14 protein-coding genes are annotated in these 15,203 nt (G+C 70.6%); 9 read left to right on the top strand and 5 right to left on the bottom strand.

The genetic code is table 11. The annotated features are described in order from the left end of the window. Window positions 1-40 precede the first annotated feature (40 nt). A complete protein-coding gene (uvrD, locus tag ACY35P_RS03555) occupies window positions 41-2,218 on the top strand; it encodes a DNA helicase II (protein WP_462114455.1) in 2,178 nt (725 codons plus the stop codon). A 9-nt stretch (window positions 2,219-2,227) separates the two neighbouring features. On the opposite strand, the gene ACY35P_RS03550 is transcribed toward uvrD, so the two are convergent. Continuing rightward, window positions 2,228-2,890, bottom strand: a complete 663-nt coding sequence (locus tag ACY35P_RS03550) for an OB-fold protein (protein ID WP_462114454.1) — start codon at window positions 2,888-2,890, stop codon at window positions 2,228-2,230. Between the two features lie 26 nt (window positions 2,891-2,916). After that, on the bottom strand, window positions 2,917-3,210 hold the full coding sequence (locus ACY35P_RS03545; RefSeq protein ID WP_462114453.1) for a DUF2782 domain-containing protein: 294 nt from the start codon (window positions 3,208-3,210) through the stop codon (window positions 2,917-2,919). 92 nt (window positions 3,211-3,302) lie between these two features. On the opposite strand from ACY35P_RS03545, the gene polA reads away from it, so the two are divergent. Continuing rightward, window positions 3,303-6,062, top strand: coding sequence for a DNA polymerase I (gene polA / locus ACY35P_RS03540; RefSeq protein ID WP_462114452.1), 2,760 nt, complete (start codon window positions 3,303-3,305; stop codon window positions 6,060-6,062). A gap of 342 nt (window positions 6,063-6,404) precedes the next feature. On the opposite strand, the gene hemF is transcribed toward polA, so the two are convergent. Further along, on the bottom strand, window positions 6,405-7,346 hold the full coding sequence (gene hemF, locus ACY35P_RS03535) for an oxygen-dependent coproporphyrinogen oxidase (RefSeq protein ID WP_462114451.1): 942 nt from the start codon (window positions 7,344-7,346) through the stop codon (window positions 6,405-6,407). Between the two features lie 68 nt (window positions 7,347-7,414). Here hemF and ACY35P_RS03530 point away from each other — a divergent pair, with 68 nt between their 5' ends. From ACY35P_RS03530 to ACY35P_RS03515, 4 genes are all read left to right on the top strand, one after another. Then, on the top strand, window positions 7,415-8,107 hold the full coding sequence (locus ACY35P_RS03530) for a pseudouridine synthase (protein ID WP_462114450.1): 693 nt from the start codon (window positions 7,415-7,417) through the stop codon (window positions 8,105-8,107). A gap of 37 nt (window positions 8,108-8,144) precedes the next feature. Continuing rightward, window positions 8,145-8,567, top strand: coding sequence for an alternative ribosome rescue aminoacyl-tRNA hydrolase ArfB (gene arfB, locus ACY35P_RS03525; protein WP_462114449.1), 423 nt, complete (start codon window positions 8,145-8,147; stop codon window positions 8,565-8,567). A gap of 2 nt (window positions 8,568-8,569) precedes the next feature. Next, window positions 8,570-9,196, top strand: coding sequence for a lysophospholipid acyltransferase family protein (locus ACY35P_RS03520; RefSeq protein WP_462114448.1), 627 nt, complete (start codon window positions 8,570-8,572; stop codon window positions 9,194-9,196). A 61-nt stretch (window positions 9,197-9,257) separates the two neighbouring features. Beyond that, window positions 9,258-9,461 (top strand): hypothetical protein, encoded by a 204-nt coding sequence (locus ACY35P_RS03515; RefSeq protein ID WP_462114447.1) that lies wholly within the window; start codon window positions 9,258-9,260, stop codon window positions 9,459-9,461. A 34-nt stretch (window positions 9,462-9,495) separates the two neighbouring features. On the opposite strand, the gene ACY35P_RS03510 is transcribed toward ACY35P_RS03515, so the two are convergent. Further along, window positions 9,496-10,437, bottom strand: a complete 942-nt coding sequence (locus ACY35P_RS03510; protein ID WP_462114446.1) for a LysR family transcriptional regulator — start codon at window positions 10,435-10,437, stop codon at window positions 9,496-9,498. 110 nt (window positions 10,438-10,547) lie between these two features. On the opposite strand from ACY35P_RS03510, the gene aceB reads away from it, so the two are divergent. The 3 genes from aceB (at window position 10,548) to ACY35P_RS03495 (ending at window position 14,070) form a co-directional block, all read left to right on the top strand. Then, window positions 10,548-12,152 (top strand): malate synthase A, encoded by a 1,605-nt coding sequence (aceB, locus tag ACY35P_RS03505; protein ID WP_462114445.1) that lies wholly within the window; start codon window positions 10,548-10,550, stop codon window positions 12,150-12,152. Window positions 12,153-12,247: 95 nt separating this feature from the next. Next, window positions 12,248-13,537: an isocitrate lyase gene (aceA, locus tag ACY35P_RS03500; RefSeq protein ID WP_462114444.1), complete on the top strand. Its 1,290-nt coding sequence runs from the start codon at window positions 12,248-12,250 to the stop codon at window positions 13,535-13,537. 80 nt (window positions 13,538-13,617) lie between these two features. After that, entirely contained in the window at window positions 13,618-14,070 is a 453-nt protein-coding gene (locus tag ACY35P_RS03495; protein WP_462114443.1) for a hypothetical protein, read from the top strand. Between the two features lie 40 nt (window positions 14,071-14,110). On the opposite strand, the gene ACY35P_RS03490 is transcribed toward ACY35P_RS03495, so the two are convergent. Further along, window positions 14,111-15,203, bottom strand: a 1,093-nt coding sequence (locus tag ACY35P_RS03490; protein WP_462114442.1) for a YifB family Mg chelatase-like AAA ATPase, incomplete at its 5' end; no start/stop codon positions are given.

The following is a 15,203-nucleotide window of genomic DNA, read 5'->3' as shown; positions in this document are numbered from 1 at the left end:
ACGTGCCGGCCTGCGACGGCCGGCCCGTACACTTGCCGCCATGGATGTCTCCCACCTGCTCGACGCGCTGAACCCGGCGCAGCGCGAGGCCGTCTGCGCACCGCTCGGCCATTACCTCGTCCTCGCCGGCGCCGGCTCCGGCAAGACGCGCGTGCTCACGCACCGCATCGCCTGGCTGAACGAGGTCGAGCGCGTGCCGATCCACGGCATCCTCGCGGTGACGTTTACCAACAAGGCGGCGGCGGAGATGCGTCACCGCGTCGACATGCAGCTGGTGAATGGCGCGCGCGGCATGTGGCTCGGCACCTTCCATGGCCTCGCCCACCGGCTGCTGCGCCTGCACTTCCAGGAAGCCAAGCTGCCCGAAGGGTTCCAGGTGCTCGACTCGGACGACCAGCTGCGGCTGGTCAAGCGCGTGCTGCAGGGCTTGGAACTCGACGAGACGCGCTACCCGCCGCGGCAGGCCGCGTGGTGGATCAACGCGCGCAAGGACGAGGGACGCCGCGCGCAGCACATCCAGGGCGGCGAGGACGAGTGGACCGACACGATGCGTCGCATCTACGCGGCCTACCAGGAGCGCTGCGACCGTGCCGGCCTGGTCGACTTCGCCGAGCTGCTGCTGCGCGCGCACGAACTGCTGCGCGACTCGCCGCAGCTGCTGTCGCACTACCGCAACCGGTTCCGGCAGATCCTGGTCGACGAGTTCCAGGACACCAACGACATCCAGTACGCCTTCGTGCGCGTGCTGGCCGGCGACACCGGGCAGGTGTTCGTGGTGGGCGACGACGACCAGGCGATCTACGGCTGGCGCGGCGCGAAGGTGGAGAACGTACAGAAGTTCCTGCGCGACTTCGACACGGCAAAGACGATCCGCCTCGAGCAGAACTACCGGTCCAGCGCGAATATCCTCGACGCGGCCAATGCGGTGATCGCGCACAATCCCGGCCGGCTCGGCAAGAAGCTGTGGACCGAGGTCGGCGGCGGCGAGACGCTCGACCTGTACGCGGCCTACAACGAGATCGACGAGGCCCGTTTCGTCGTCGAGCGCATCAAGCAGTGGGTGCAGGCCGGCGGCAGCTACCGCGATACCGCGATCCTCTACCGCAGCAACGCCCAGTCGCGCGCCTTCGAGGAAGTGCTGATCGGCGAGCAGTTGCCGTATCGCGTCTACGGCGGCCTTCGCTTCTTCGAGCGTGCCGAGATCAAGGACGCGCTCGCCTACCTGCGCCTGATCGCCAACCGTGCCGACGACGCGGCGTTCGAACGCGCGGTCAACACGCCCGCGCGCGGCATCGGCGAGCGCACGCTCGACGAGGTGCGCAGGCTTGCGCGCGCCGAGGCCTCCCCGCTGTCGGTCGCCGCGCTCAGGCTCGCCAGCGGCAACGTGCTCGCCGCGCGTGCGCGCAATGCGCTGATGGGCTTCCTCAAGCTCGTCGACGACCTGCAGGTCGAGTGCATGGAGCGCTCGCTCCCCGAAAAGATCGACCACGTCCTGCTGCGATCGGGCCTGCGCGAGTTCTATGCGCGGGAGCAGAAGGGCCAGCTCGATTCGCGCATCGAGAACCTCGACGAGCTCGTCTCCGTCGCTTCGCGCTTCAATTACCGCGAGGAGGACGACGAGGAACCGGAGCTGCCCGAGCTCGTCGCCTTCCTCTCCTACGCCTCGCTGGAAGCGGGCGAAGGCCAGGCGCGGGCGAACGAGGACGGCGTGCAGCTGATGACGCTGCACAGCGCGAAGGGCCTCGAATTCCCGCTGGTGTTCCTCGTCGGCCTGGAGGAAGGGCTGTTCCCGAACAACAAGTCGGCCGAGGAAGCCGGGCGCATGGAGGAGGAACGCCGCCTCGCCTATGTGGGCATCACCCGCGCCCGCGAGAAGCTGGTGCTGAGCTATGCCGAGGCGCGGCGCATCCACGGCATGGACATGTACGGCATGCCCTCGCGCTTCCTGCGCGAGATCCCGTCGGCGCTGGTGCACGAGGTGCGGCCGAAGGTGCAGGTCTCGCGGCCGGTGTACGGGGCGGGTAGCCGTCGCCTCGACAACGGTGTGACCGAAGCGCCGGCGATGCCACTCGGCGCGACGGTGCGGCATCCCACGTTCGGTACCGGCACGGTGACCGACGTGGAAGGCAGCGGCGCGCACGCCCGCGTGCAGGTCAACTTCGACGACGCCGGCAGCAAGTGGCTCGTCGCCGCGTTCGCGAACCTGCAGCGGGTCTGAGGCGCCGCCTTACTGCAGCGTGCAGCCGTCGACCACGGGCGCGCCGGCGGTCGCGCCGGCGCCGTTGCAGGCGAGGCTGATCTGTTGGCCGTCGCGGATCGCCGCGCGGGCGGCATCGGCCACGCCTTCGACGCGCACGGCCGGGAAATCGCCGGCCGCCAGCGTCAGTGCGGTGCCGTCGCGGCCGGCGACCAGGCCGGTCACCAGCAGGCGCTTGCCCTTGTACTGGTCGTCGGCGGCCTTCGCGTCGGTGGCATAGGTCGAGGACAGCTCGTAGGCGGTCACTGCCGTCCGCATCGCGGCGTCGCCCGCGGGGGCCGGCAGCGTGGCCGCGGGGGCGCCGGCGGTCGGCGTGGCACGGTCGGCCGTGCTCGCCGATCCGGTATCGCGGCCGCCGGCGAAGCCCGTGGAACCGCCCAGCTGCGGGCGCATGCCCTGCGAGTCGAGCATGTACAGCAGCGGCGTCAGCACGAGCGCGGTGATCAGGGCGAGGCCGCCCGCGCGCGGTGCGCCCCGCAGCTGCGCCATCAGCGCGAGCAGCCCGGCCGCGATGCCGGGCACGAGCACGGCGATCGCCGGAAGCGGCAGCAGGAACGCGACGACGGCCAGCGCGAGGCAGGCCCAGGCGGCACGGATCAGCAGGGTCGGTTTGGGGGCGGCGTCGATGCTCATCGGCTCTCCTTGGAAGGCGGTCGGAATTACCAGCTGAAGATCTTGTACTGGACCGGGCGAACCGGGCCTTCGCCGCGGCGATGGTCGAGGCGCCCGTCGTTGTCGTCGTCGGTCAGGTAATACGGGATGCCGGTCTTCGGCACGATCTTCACCACCCGCAGCAGGCCGGCGACGCGGTATTCGGAGACGACGTCGCCGTTCTCCATCGTCCGTGTCGCCACCTGCGCATCACGCAAGGTGAGCGTCGGGTCGTCCGGCGGCATCGAGGCACAGCCGGCGAGCAGCGACAGGGCGAGCAGGAGAGGGGCGGTACGGGGCATCGGGGCGTCTCCGGTCAGGCGTCCAGCATACGGCCGCCCTGCCGTGAACGGCAGGCTCAGGGCGCGCGACGGGCGCCGCCTACAATCGGCGGATGAAGAAGCTCGTCCTGATCGACGGTTCCAGTTACCTCTACCGCGCCTTCCACGCGCTGCCGCCGCTGACCAATGCGGACGGCGAGCCGACCGGTGCGCTGTTCGGCGTGGTGAACATGCTGAAGTCCGTGCTCGCCGAGAAGCCCGACTTCGTCGCCTACGTGGTCGACGACTCCGGCCCGACGTTCCGCGACGACCTCGACCCGCAGTACAAGGCCAACCGCGCACCGATGCCCGACGACCTGCGCGCGCAGGTGAAGCCGCTGTGCGACATCGTGCACGCGCTCGGTATCACGATCATCCGCGAGCCCGGCGTCGAGGCCGACGACGTGATCGGCACGCTGGCCCTGCGCGGTTTCGACGAGGGCCTCGACGTCACCGTGTCGACGTCGGACAAGGACTTCGCGCAGCTGGTGCGCGATCCGGTCGACGGCCGCGGCGTCGCACTCGTCAACACCATGAGCGGCAGCCGCCTGGATTCCACCCAGCGCGTGATCGAGAAGTTCGGCGTGCGGCCCGACCAGATCGTCGACTACCTCGCGCTGATGGGCGACAGCGTCGACAACATCCCGGGCGTGGAGAAGTGCGGCCCCAAGACCGCGGCCAAATGGCTGGCCGAATACGGCACGCTCGACGGCGTGGTCGCGAACGCCTCGGCGATCAAGGGCAAGATCGGCGAGAACCTGGCCCGCGTGCTCGACCGCCTGCCGCTCAACCGCACGCTGACCACGATCAAGACCGACTGCGCGCTGGCGTTGGGGCCGCAGGACCTCGTGCTGCGCGAGCGCGACCACGAGGCGCTGCGCGTGCTGTTCGCGCGCTACGAGATGCGCCAGGCGCTGCGCGAGCTCGAGGGCGGCGACGCCGGCACCGCGCCGACGGGGCCCGGCAGCCGCGGCGTCGCCGCGAACGTCGCGATGGCGGAGGCGCTGGATCCCGCGCTGTCGGCGAAGGGCGAGTACGAACTCGTGCTGACGCCGGCGCAGCTGGAGGCCTGGGCCGAAGCCCTGCGCAACGCCGACGAGTTCGCCTTCGACTGCGAGACCGATTCGCTCGACGCGCTCTGCGCGAACCTCGTCGGCCTGAGCCTGTGCGTCGACCCCGGGCGCGCCTGCTACATCCCGGTCGCGCACGACTATCCGGGCGCACCGGAGCAACTCGACAAGGCGCAGGTGCTGCGCGCGCTCGGGCCGATCCTCGAGGATGCCGGCAAGCGCAAGCTCGGCCAGCACGGCAAGTACGACATCCACGTGCTGCGCTGCCACGGCGTCAACGTGCGCGGCTACCACGACGACACCATGCTCGAGAGCTTCGTGCTCAATGCCACCGCGACGCGCCACGACATGGACTCGCTGGCGAAGAAGTACCTCGGCTACGACACGGTCAAATACGCCGACGTCGCCGGCAAGGGCGCCAAGCAGATCAAGTTCTCGCAGGTGGCGCTCGACGACGCGACGCGCTACGCCGCGGAGGATGCGGACGTCACGCTCAGGCTGCACCGCGTGCTCGGCCCGAAGCTGCGCGAGGTGCCGGCGCTCGAATCGGTGTACCGCGACATCGAGATCCCGCTGATCCCGGTGCTCGAGCGCATCGAGGCGAACGGCGTGATGATCGATCCGGACGAGCTGCGGCGGCAGTCGGCCGACATGGCGCGGCGCATGCTGGAGATCCAGCAGCGCGCGACCGAGGTGGCCGGCCGCACGTTCAACATGGATTCGCCGAAGCAGATCGGCGCGCTCCTGTTCGACGAGCTGGGCCTGCCGGCGACGGAGCGCACGCCGACCGGTGCGCCAAGCGTCAACGAAACCGCGCTGGAGGCGATCGCCGACCAGCACGAACTGCCGCGCCTCATCCTCGACTACCGCGGGCTCGCGAAACTGCGCGGCACGTACACCGACAAGCTTCCGGAGATGCTCAACCCGCGCACGCATCGCCTGCACACCAGCTACCACCAGGCGGGCGCGGCGACCGGCCGCCTCGCGTCGAGCGATCCCAACCTGCAGAACATCCCGATCCGCACCGAGGACGGGCGCCGCATCCGCACCGCCTTCATCGCGCCCGAAGGCCGCCGCATCGTCGCCTGCGACTACTCGCAGATCGAGCTGCGGATCATGGCGCACCTGTCCGAGGATCCCGCGCTGCTGCGTGCCTTCACCTCGAACGTCGACGTGCACACCGCGACCGCGGCCGAAGTGTTCGGCAAGACGATCGAGACGGTCGAGCCCGGCGAACGGCGCGCCGCGAAGGCGATCAACTTCGGCCTGATGTACGGCATGAGCGCGTTCGGGCTCGCGACGCGGCTGGGCATCTCGCGCGGCGAGGCGCAGGACTACATCGCGCTGTACTTCGCCCGCTATCCCGGCGTTCGCGACTACATGGACCGCACGCGGCAGCAGGCGCGCGACCAGGGGTACGTCGAGACGGTCTTCGGTCGCCGGCTGTACCTCGAGAACATCACCGCACGGAACCAGGGCCTGCGCTCGGGTGCCGAGCGGGCGGCCATCAATGCGCCGATGCAGGGCACCGCGGCGGACATCATCAAGCGGGCGATGATCGACATCCACGGCTGGCTGGACGGCCATGCCGAGCGGGCGCTCATGGTGCTGCAGGTGCACGACGAACTCGTCTTCGAGGTGGACGAGGGCTTCGTGCCGACGCTGGTCGACGAGGTGAAGCGGCGCATGGCGGCGGCCGCGGAACTGAAGGTGACGCTCGAAGTGGACGCCGGCGTCGGGCTCAACTGGGACGAGGCGCACTGAGCGATTGCACCCTCGCGGTGCAACGCAGGAGCGGCGGTGGACCGGTCATGCGCGGACGCCGTCGCGTCCGTTCATCGAGGCGCGTCACGCTTTTCCGACGAGCGGGCGGAAAACGGTGAATCACCCCTGAATCCAGCCGGTTGGTGCACGGATGCCTTCACCTTCCGTGCATCTCGCCGATGTTTTTATGTCCCTGCGCCGGATGCAACGTCCGGCGCTGATCCTCCCCTCCCCTGGAGCGATCCCGGAACGTAAGGCCCCTCCCCAGGCCCCGTTCCTCAGCCCCGCCGGCCCCCCCTGCCTGCGGGGCTTTTTATTGCCCGCGATTTGGCGCGGGGCGGTTCAGCCCAGCTCGGCGAGCCAGTCGCGCGGGCGCAGGTAGTCGTGCAGGCGCGCCTCGGGCGATCCGGCCTCGGGCACGTAGCCGTACTCCCAGCGCACCAGCGGCGGCAGGCTCATCAGGATCGATTCCGTGCGGCCGCCCGACTGCAGGCCGAAGTGCGTGCCGCGATCGAAGACGAGGTTGAACTCGACGTAGCGCCCGCGGCGATAGAGCTGAAACCCGCGCTCGCGCTCGCCGAACGGCGTGTCGCGGCGATGCGCGACGATCGGCAGGTAGGCGTCGAGGAAACCGTCGCCGACGCTGCGCAGGTAGCCGAAGTCGGCGTCGAAGTCGCCGTGCAGGTCGTCGAAGAACAGCCCGCCCACGCCGCGCGTCTCGTCGCGATGCTTGAGGAAGAAATACTCGTCGCACCAGCGCTTGTGCGCCGCGTAGCGCGCCTCGCCGCCGTAGGGCGCGCACAGGTCGTGCGCGACGCGGTGCCAGTGCAGCACGTCCTCGTCGAACGGGTAGTAGGGCGTCAGGTCGAAGCCACCGCCGAACCACCAGGCCACCGTCTCACCGTCGCGCTCGGCGCGGAAATGGCGGACGTTCGCATGCGTGGTCGGCACGTACGGATTGTGCGGATGGAAGACGAGCGACACCCCGACCGCGCGCCACGACGCGCCGTTGAGCTCCGGGCGGTTCGCGGTCGCCGACGGCGGCAGCCGCGTGCCGGAGACGTCGGAAAAGCCTATGCCCGCCTGCTCGAACACCGCGCCGTCGCGCAGGATGCGCGTGCGCCCGCCGCCGCGGATCGGCGACGGATCGTCGGGTGCCTTGGTCCAGGCGTCCTCGACGAAGCGGGCGCGGCCGTCCGCCTGCTCGATCCCCGCGCAGATGCGGTCCTGCAGGCCGGTCAGGTAGTCGCGGACCGTGTCGATGGAAGGCAGGGGCGTCGTCATCGCACGATTCTAGCGACGCGCGCGGGGCCTCCGTGCCTGCGACACTGCGCGCCCGCCGTGGAGCCGCCATGACCGACCTCGCCCTGCCCGTGCTGTATCGCGACGACGCGCTCGCGGTGGTCTGCAAGCCGGCGGGCCTGATGGTCCACGACAGCGCGCTCGCGCGTGGCGAGAGCGACTTCGCCGCCGATCGCCTGCGCGAGCAGTTCGGCCGGCCGGTCTTCCTCGTGCATCGGCTCGACCGCGCGACCTCGGGCTGCCTGCTGCTCGCCTTCGACCGCGAGACCGCGTCCGCGCTCGGCCGCACGCTGATGTCGCACGAGGTGGAAAAGACGTACTGGGCGGTCTGCCGGGGCTGGCCCGACGAGGACTTCGAGGTCGACCATCCGCTCGACGGCGGCCCGGGCAAGCCGCTCAAGAAGCCGGCGGTCACCGCGTTCCGGCGGCTGCGCACCGTGGAGCTCGAGATCCCGTCGGCGGGTTTTCCGACCTCGCGCTACGCCTGGCTGGAGGCGATGCCGCGCACCGGGCGCTTCCGGCAGATCCGGCGGCACCTCAAGCATCTCTCGCACCATCTCATCGGCGACACGAGCCACGGCGACGGTCGCCACAACCGCGCGTTCCGCATGCTCGGGATCCATCGCATGCTGCTGCATGCGCGCGGGCTCGCCTTCGTGCACCCGGGCAGTGGCGAACTTCTGCGCGTGGGCGCACCGGTCGACGACGAATTCGCCAAGGCGCTCGCGCTGTTCGACGCGTGAGCATCGCATCAGGCCGGCGCGGCGAGCGGCCGTTACGATGCACGCCATGACCGCGAGCGCCCCCGAGATTCCCGAGAACGAGCTCGTCGAGCGCTTCGTGCGGTCGGCCGGGCCGGGCGGGCAGAACGTCAACAAGGTGGCCACCGCGGTCGAGCTGCGCTTCGACATCGCGAACTCCCCGTCGCTGCCCGAGGATCTGCGTGCGCGCCTGCTCGCGCGCCGCGACCGGCGCGTCACCAACGAGGGCGTGCTGGTCATCAGCGCGCAGCGCTTCCGCACGCAGGACCGCAACCGCGAGGACGCGCGCGAGCGCCTGCGCGCCTTCGTCGAGGCCGGCATGCACGTGCCGAAGAAACGCGTGGCCACCCGGCCCACCCGGGCGTCGAAGGAGCGCCGGCTCGATGCCAAGAAGGGCCGCGGTACGATCAAGAAGGGGCGCGCCGCGCGGGACTGGGACTGAGCATGGGCGAGGGGTATCCGGCGCACGACGGCGCCGTCGGGCACATTCCGGCCATGCCGCCGCGCGTGCCGCAGGTGCCGCCCAACCGCTTCACCCGCGGGCTCGGCCGACTCGTGCTGCGGCTCGGCGGCTGGCGGATGGTCGGTGAGCTGCCGGACGTCGCCAAGCTGGTGCTGATCGGCGCGCCGCATTCGTCGAACTGGGACGGCATCTGGGGCTTCGCCGCCAAGCTCGCGCTGGGGCTCGACATCCGCGTGCTCGGCAAGGACACGCTGTTCAAGGTCCCGGGCGTCGGCCTGCTGCTGCGGCGGCTCGGCGTGATCCCGGTGGACCGTGGCAATCCGAAGGGCGTCGTCGACCAGGCCGCGGCGATGCTCCGCGAGGCCGACGCGCTGTGGTTCGGCCTGGCGCCCGAGGGCACGCGCAAGCGCGTGGAAAAGTGGAAGACCGGCTTCTGGAAGATCGCGCGCGCCGCCGACGTGCCGGTGCTGCCGGTCTACTTCCACTATCCCGACAAGGTGATCGGCGTAGGCCCGTTGTGGACGCCGACCGACGACGTCGCCGCCGACATGGCCCGCATCCGCGCCTGGTATGCGCCCTGGCAGGGCAAGAACCACGGGGCGCAGTAGACGGGCGAACGCCGCCGGCAGCGTCGTACGATCGCCGAACGGCCCCGCACAGGCGGTAAGGATGGACACCCCGGTACTCCTGCTCGGCGTCCTGCTCAGCTCGATCGGTCTCGGCTACTGCCTCTACGCCCGCCGGCAGCGCGCGGGCGTTCCCCTGGCCTGCGGCGTGGGGCTGATGATCGTGCCGTACCTGGTTTCGAGCGTCGCGCTGCTGCTGCTCGCCGGCGTGGTCCTCGCCGCGATTCCGTGGGTGCTGCGGCGCTGACGCGGCCGGCCCGCCGGGTGGTCGCCGAGGGGGTTCAACCGCCCGTGCGGACCTCGGTCCCCCAGGCCCGCACCAGTTCGATGAAGGCCCGCGCCTGCGGGCTCAGGGTGCGGCCGCGGCGCGTCACCACGCCGTAGCTGCGCGACGGGAAGTAGGCCGACAGCGAACGCGCCGCGAGCTTGGTCGCATCCGCCTCGGTGAGGCAGATCGCGGTGACGATCGAGATGCCCAGGCCCATCGCCACGTACTGCTTGATCACCTCCCAGCCGCCGACCTCCAGCGCCACGGTGTAGGGCACGTGCGCGCGCTGGAAGACCATGTCGACCATCCGGTACGTGGTCTGCCGCTGCGGCGGCAGGATCAGGCCGTACGGCGAGAGGTCGGCGAGCTCGATGACGGGCTTGGTCGCCAGCGGGTGGTCGGTCGGGGTGATCAGCATCGGGTCGTAGGACACGACGGCCTGGTAGGCGAGGTCGCCGGGCACGTCGAGCATCGAGCCGACGGCGAGGTCCGCGCCGTCGTCGCGCAGCAGGTTGAGCCCGCGCGGGCCGGTCACGTTGTGCAGGATCAGGCGGATGTCCGGGTGCGCGGCGCGGAAGGCCTCCACGATCTTCGGCAGCAGGTAGACGATCGTCGAACTGCCGGCGGCGACGTGCAGCTCGCCGGCGTCGAGCCCGCGGATGCGGTCGCGGAACATGGCGTCGAGGTTGTCCAGGCCCTCCACCAGCGGCCGGGCGAGGTCGTACAGCGCCTCGCCCTCGCGAGTCAGCGTCAGCCGGCGGCCGTTGCGCTCCAGCAGGGGCACGCCGACGTCGCGTTCCAGGGCCTGGAGCTGCAGCGTCACGGCCGGCTGGCTGAGGAACAGCGCCTCGGCCGCGCGGGACACCGAACCCAGCCGGGCGGTCTGGCAGAAGGCCCGCAGCGGCTTGAGCCGGTCGGCCTTGTAGGTGAAGCGCGGCGGGGTCGTCCGGGCCATGAAGGTCGCGTGTATATGATTTGCTCATACATCGCATTGCCAAAACTTGTTTGTCAAATACCAGACGGCGGCGCATGGTCGATTCATCGGAGCGACCATGAGGTGGCGCGATGTCGGCAGTGCTGATCGAAACGGGGAACGGGGTGCAGGGGATCGAGGTGCTCGGCCGCGCCGAGGCGCAGGACGCCCTGCTGACGCCCGCCGCGCTCGCCTTCCTCGGCGGCCTGCACCGCCGCTTCGAGGGCCGCCGCCAGCAGCGTCTCGCCGCGCGCCGGGCGCGCCAGTCGGCCTTCGACGTCGGCGGCCTGCCCGACTTCCGCCCCGACACCGCCCACATCCGCAGTGCCGCCTGGCGGGTCGCGCCGCTGCCCGCCGCCCTGCAGGATCGCCGCGTCGAGATCACCGGCCCGGTCGACCCGAAGATGGTCATCAACGCGCTGAACTCGGGCGCGAAGGTCTACATGGCCGACTTCGAGGACTCGACGTCGCCTTCCTGGGCGAACCTCGTACAGGGCCAGCAGGCGCTGCGCGGCGCGGTCGCCGGCACGCTCGCCTTCACCGCCCCGGGCGGCAAGGCCTACGCGCCCAAGCCGTTCGAGCAGCAGGCGGTGCTGATGGTCCGGCCGCGCGGTTGGCATCTGGACGAGAAGCACGTGCTCGTCGATGGCGCGCCGATGTCGGGCAGCCTGTTCGACGCCGGCCTGTTCGCCTTCCACAACGCGCACGCTTTGGCTGCGAAGGACCGCGGCCCCTTCTTCTACCTGCCCAAGCTCGAGTCCATGGAGGAGGCGCAGCTCTGGACCGACGTGCTCGACGCCGTCGAGGACGAGCTGAAGCTGCCGCGCGGCCAGATCCGCGTCACCGTGCTCATCGAGACGCTGCCCGCCGCGTTCGAGATGGACGAGATCCTGTACGCGCTTCGCGAGCGCATCGCCGGCCTCAACTGCGGCCGCTGGGACTACGTCTTCTCCTACATCAAGACGTTCCGCAGGCACCGCGACAAGGTGCTGCCCGAGCGCGGGCAGGTGACGATGACGCAGCCGTTCCTGCGCGCGTACTCGGAACTGCTGATCCAGACCTGCCACCGCCGCGGCGCGCATGCGATGGGCGGCATGGCGGCGCAGATCCCCATCTCGACCGACGTCGCCGCCAACGAGGCTGCACTCGCCAAGGTGCGCGCCGACAAGCTGCGCGAGGTCACCGCTGGCCACGACGGCACCTGGGTCGCGCACCCGGCGCTGATCCCGCTCGCGCAGGCCGTGTTCGACGAGCGCATGCCCGGCGCGCACCAGAAGCACCTCGTGCGCGACGACGTGCTGGTCACGCGCGACGACCTCGTCACCCCGCCGATCGGTTCGATCACCCGCGCCGGGTTCGAAGGCAACGTCGAGGTCTGCGTGCGCTACCTCGCCGCCTGGCTCGACGGCAACGGCTGCGTGCCGATCCACTGGCTGATGGAGGACGCCGCCACCGCCGAGATCGCGCGGGCACAGCTGTGGCAGTGGCTCAAGGCCGGCGACCTGCACCTCGACGACGGCACCCCGCTCGACGAGACGCTGTTCGAGCGCGCACTGATGAAGCTGCCGAACCTCGCGTCCACCGACATTCCCGGCGCGAGCCGCATCAACGAGGCGATCGGCCTGCTCTGCCGCCTCACCCACGGCGACGAGCTCGAGGACTTCCTGACGCTGCCCGCGTACAAACGCCTCGACTGAGTTTCCAAACGATCCGCGTTGAGCCCGACCGTCCGCATCGCGGGCGGAACGGCCTCCCCTTGCCCGACGACCGACACGAAGACAGGAGATCCGCCATGACGACGACGCTTCCCACCGCCGACCAGCTCCGCCAGCAATGGGCCAGCGATGCCCGCTGGAGTGGCATCTGCCGTCCGTACTCCGCCGAGGACGTGGTGCGCCTGCGCGGTCGCGTTCCGGTCGAGCATTCGATCGCGAAGCTCGGCGCGCAGAAGCTTTGGAACTCGCTGCAGACCGAGGACTTCGTCAACGCGCTCGGCGCGATGACCGGCAACCAGGCGATGCAGCAGGTGAAGGCGGGCCTGAAGGCGATCTACCTGTCCGGCTGGCAGGTCGCGGCCGACGCGAACATCGCGGGCGAGATGTACCCGGACCAGTCGCTGTACCCGGCCAACTCCGTGCCGCAGGTGGTCAAGCGCATCAACAACACGCTGCTGCGCGCCGACCAGATCCAGTGCGCGGAAGGCCAGGGCGACATCGACTTCCTGCAGCCGATCGTGGCCGACGCGGAAGCCGGCTTCGGCGGCGTGCTAAACGCGTTCGAGCTGATGAAGGCGATGATCGAAGCCGGCGCCGCCGGCGTGCACTTCGAGGACCAGCTCGCCAGCGTCAAGAAGTGCGGCCACATGGGCGGCAAGGTGCTGGTGCCGACGCGCGAGGCCGTGGAGAAGCTCGTCGCGGCGCGCCTCGCGGCCGACGTCATGGGCGTGCCGACGCTGATCGTCGCGCGCACCGATGCCGAGGCCGCCGACCTCATCACGTCGGATGTCGATGACAACGACAAGCCGTTCTGCACCGGCGAGCGCACCGTCGAAGGGTTCTACAAGACGCACAAGGGCCTGGACCAGGCGATTTCGCGCGGCCTCGCCTACGCGCCGTACGCGGACCTCGTCTGGTGCGAGACGGGCAAGCCGGATCTGGAGTTCGCGCGCAAGTTCGCCGAGGCGATCCACGCGAAGTACCCGGGCAAGTTGCTGGCCTACAACTGCTCGCCGAGCTTCAACTGGAAGAAGAACCTCGACGACGCGACGATCGCGAAGTTCCAGAAGGAGATCGCGACCTACGGCTACAAGTTCCAGTTCATCACGCTCGCCGGCTTCCATGCGCTCAACTACGGCATGTTCGACCTCGCCTACGGCTACGCGCGCCGCCAGATGAGCGCCTTCGTCGAGCTGCAGGAGCGCGAGTTCGCCGCCGCCGAGCGCGGCTTCACCGCGGTCAAGCACCAGCGCGAGGTGGGCACCGGTTATTTCGACGCGGTGACGCAGACCATCCAGGGCGGCCAGTCGTCCACCGTCGCACTCAAGGGCTCGACGGAGGAGGAGCAGTTCGAGAAGGCCGCCTGACGGTCGTGCCCGCCGACGGACGCGCTTGACTGGCGCGTCCGGACGGGCGGAGGATCGACGGACACTTCAGGAGGAAGGCCATGATCCGCAAGACCCTCGCGCTCACCGCCCTTCTGGCCGCGGCCACGGCCTTCGCCCAGGACGTCCCCAAGACGGAGCAGATCCGCGCCCAGCAGACCGCGCTGCGCGCGGAACTCGATGCCGGCACGCTCAAGCTCATGCCGCGCGTGGCCGCGCAGGTGCGCCGCGACCAGGACACCGTCTTCGAGCTGCTGCAGCGCAAGCCCACGCTCGATGCGATGAACATCCAGGAGCGCGTCAACTTCGACAATGCGCTCGAGCGCATCAACGCCGCCGTCCAGGGCACGCGGCTGGCGCGGGACGACAAGTCCGTCTGCCGCTACCAGAGCGTGGTCGGCTCGCGCGAGAAGCAGCTGGTCTGCGGCACGGTCGACGACCGCGACCATGCGCGCGAAGGTGCGCGCGCCTTCCTCGAGAAGCCGCGCATCTGCAATCCCTGCGACGGGCGCTGAGCGCACGCGCGCGTAGCAGCTCCCGCCACGGCCGCCGCCTTCACGCGGCGGCCGTCGTCGTCGCTCCCGCAGGGGGCCGTTCGAGCGTCCGGTAGCCGATCGCCTCGGCGAGATGTCGCGTGGCGATCGCGTCCGCGTCGTCCAGGTCCGCGATTGTCCGCGCGGTGCGCAGGATCCGCACCGCCGAGCGCGCCGACAGCTGCAGCCGGTCGATCGCCTGCTCGAGCAGCGCCTGGTCGCGGTCCGACAGCCGACACAGCGCGAACGTCTCGCCCTGCGTCATCCGCGCGTTCGGGTGGCCGCAACGCGCGAGCTGCCGGGCGCGCGCCGCTTCGACGCGCGCACGTACCGTCGCGGTCGACTCGCCGCCCGGGCGGTCGCCGCGCAGCTCGGCGGGCGGCAGTCGACCGAGCGCGACGTGGAGGTCGATCCGGTCCAGCAACGGGCCGGAAACGCGCGCGCGATAGCGCTGGATCGCATCGCTGCCGCAGCGGCATCGGCCGCTCGGGTCGCCGGCCCAGCCGCAGGGGCACGGGTTCATCGCCGCCACCAGCTGGAACCGCGCCGGGAATTCGGAGCTGCGGGCGGCACGCGAGACGGTGACGACGCCGGACTCCAGCGGCTCGCGCAGCACTTCGAGCGCATGCCGTTGCCATTCCGGCAGCTCGTCGAGGAACAGCACGCCGTTGTGCGCCAGCGAGACCTCGCCCGGGCGCGGATGGCTGCCGCCGCCGATCAGCGCGACCGCGCTTGCGGTGTGGTGCGGCGCGCGGAACGGGCGCTCGCGCCAGCGTGAGGGGTCGAGGCCGCGGCCGCTGATCGAGGCCACCGCCGCGGCTTCGAGCGCTTCGGCCTCGCTCGCCTCGGGCAGCAGGCCCGGCAGCCGCGAGGCCAGCAGCGTCTTGCCGCAGCCGGGCGGGCCGATCAGCAGCAGGTGGTGCGACCCGGCCGCCGCGATCTCCAGCGCGCGCCGGGCCTGCGCCTGGCCGCGCACGTCGGCGAGGTCGGGGCCGACGACGGCGTCCATCGCCGCCGCCGGCGCGACCGCGAGCGGCAGCGACTCGCGGCCGGCGAGCATCGCGCACACCTGCAGCACTCCAGCCTGCGGCCGAGCCACAGGCGTTCGATCAGCA

The organism is Lysobacter xanthus (genome assembly GCF_047159895.1).
The sequence above is the reverse complement of the archived record's forward strand: the minus strand, read 5'-3'. Positions and strand labels throughout refer to the sequence as shown.

Excerpts from the sequence above, each read along its gene's own strand:
- ACY35P_RS03530 (WP_462114450.1), top strand. The coding sequence starts at position 7,415 with ATGACCGACCTCGCCCTGCCCGTGCTGTATCGCGACGACGCGCTCGCG.
- aceB (WP_462114445.1), top strand. The coding sequence starts at position 10,548 with ATGTCGGCAGTGCTGATCGAAACGGGGAACGGGGTGCAGGGGATCGAG.
- ACY35P_RS03515 (WP_462114447.1), top strand. The coding sequence starts at position 9,258 with ATGGACACCCCGGTACTCCTGCTCGGCGTCCTGCTCAGCTCGATCGGT.
- arfB (WP_462114449.1), top strand. The coding sequence starts at position 8,145 with ATGCACGCCATGACCGCGAGCGCCCCCGAGATTCCCGAGAACGAGCTC.
- ACY35P_RS03495 (WP_462114443.1), top strand. The coding sequence starts at position 13,618 with ATGATCCGCAAGACCCTCGCGCTCACCGCCCTTCTGGCCGCGGCCACG.
- uvrD (WP_462114455.1), top strand. The coding sequence starts at position 41 with ATGGATGTCTCCCACCTGCTCGACGCGCTGAACCCGGCGCAGCGCGAG.
- ACY35P_RS03550 (WP_462114454.1), bottom strand. The coding sequence starts at position 2,890 with ATGAGCATCGACGCCGCCCCCAAACCGACCCTGCTGATCCGTGCCGCC.
- hemF (WP_462114451.1), bottom strand. The coding sequence starts at position 7,346 with ATGACGACGCCCCTGCCTTCCATCGACACGGTCCGCGACTACCTGACC.
- ACY35P_RS03510 (WP_462114446.1), bottom strand. The coding sequence starts at position 10,437 with ATGGCCCGGACGACCCCGCCGCGCTTCACCTACAAGGCCGACCGGCTC.
- aceA (WP_462114444.1), top strand. The coding sequence starts at position 12,248 with ATGACGACGACGCTTCCCACCGCCGACCAGCTCCGCCAGCAATGGGCC.
- polA (WP_462114452.1), top strand. The coding sequence starts at position 3,303 with ATGAAGAAGCTCGTCCTGATCGACGGTTCCAGTTACCTCTACCGCGCC.
- ACY35P_RS03520 (WP_462114448.1), top strand. The coding sequence starts at position 8,570 with ATGGGCGAGGGGTATCCGGCGCACGACGGCGCCGTCGGGCACATTCCG.
- ACY35P_RS03545 (WP_462114453.1), bottom strand. The coding sequence starts at position 3,210 with ATGCCCCGTACCGCCCCTCTCCTGCTCGCCCTGTCGCTGCTCGCCGGC.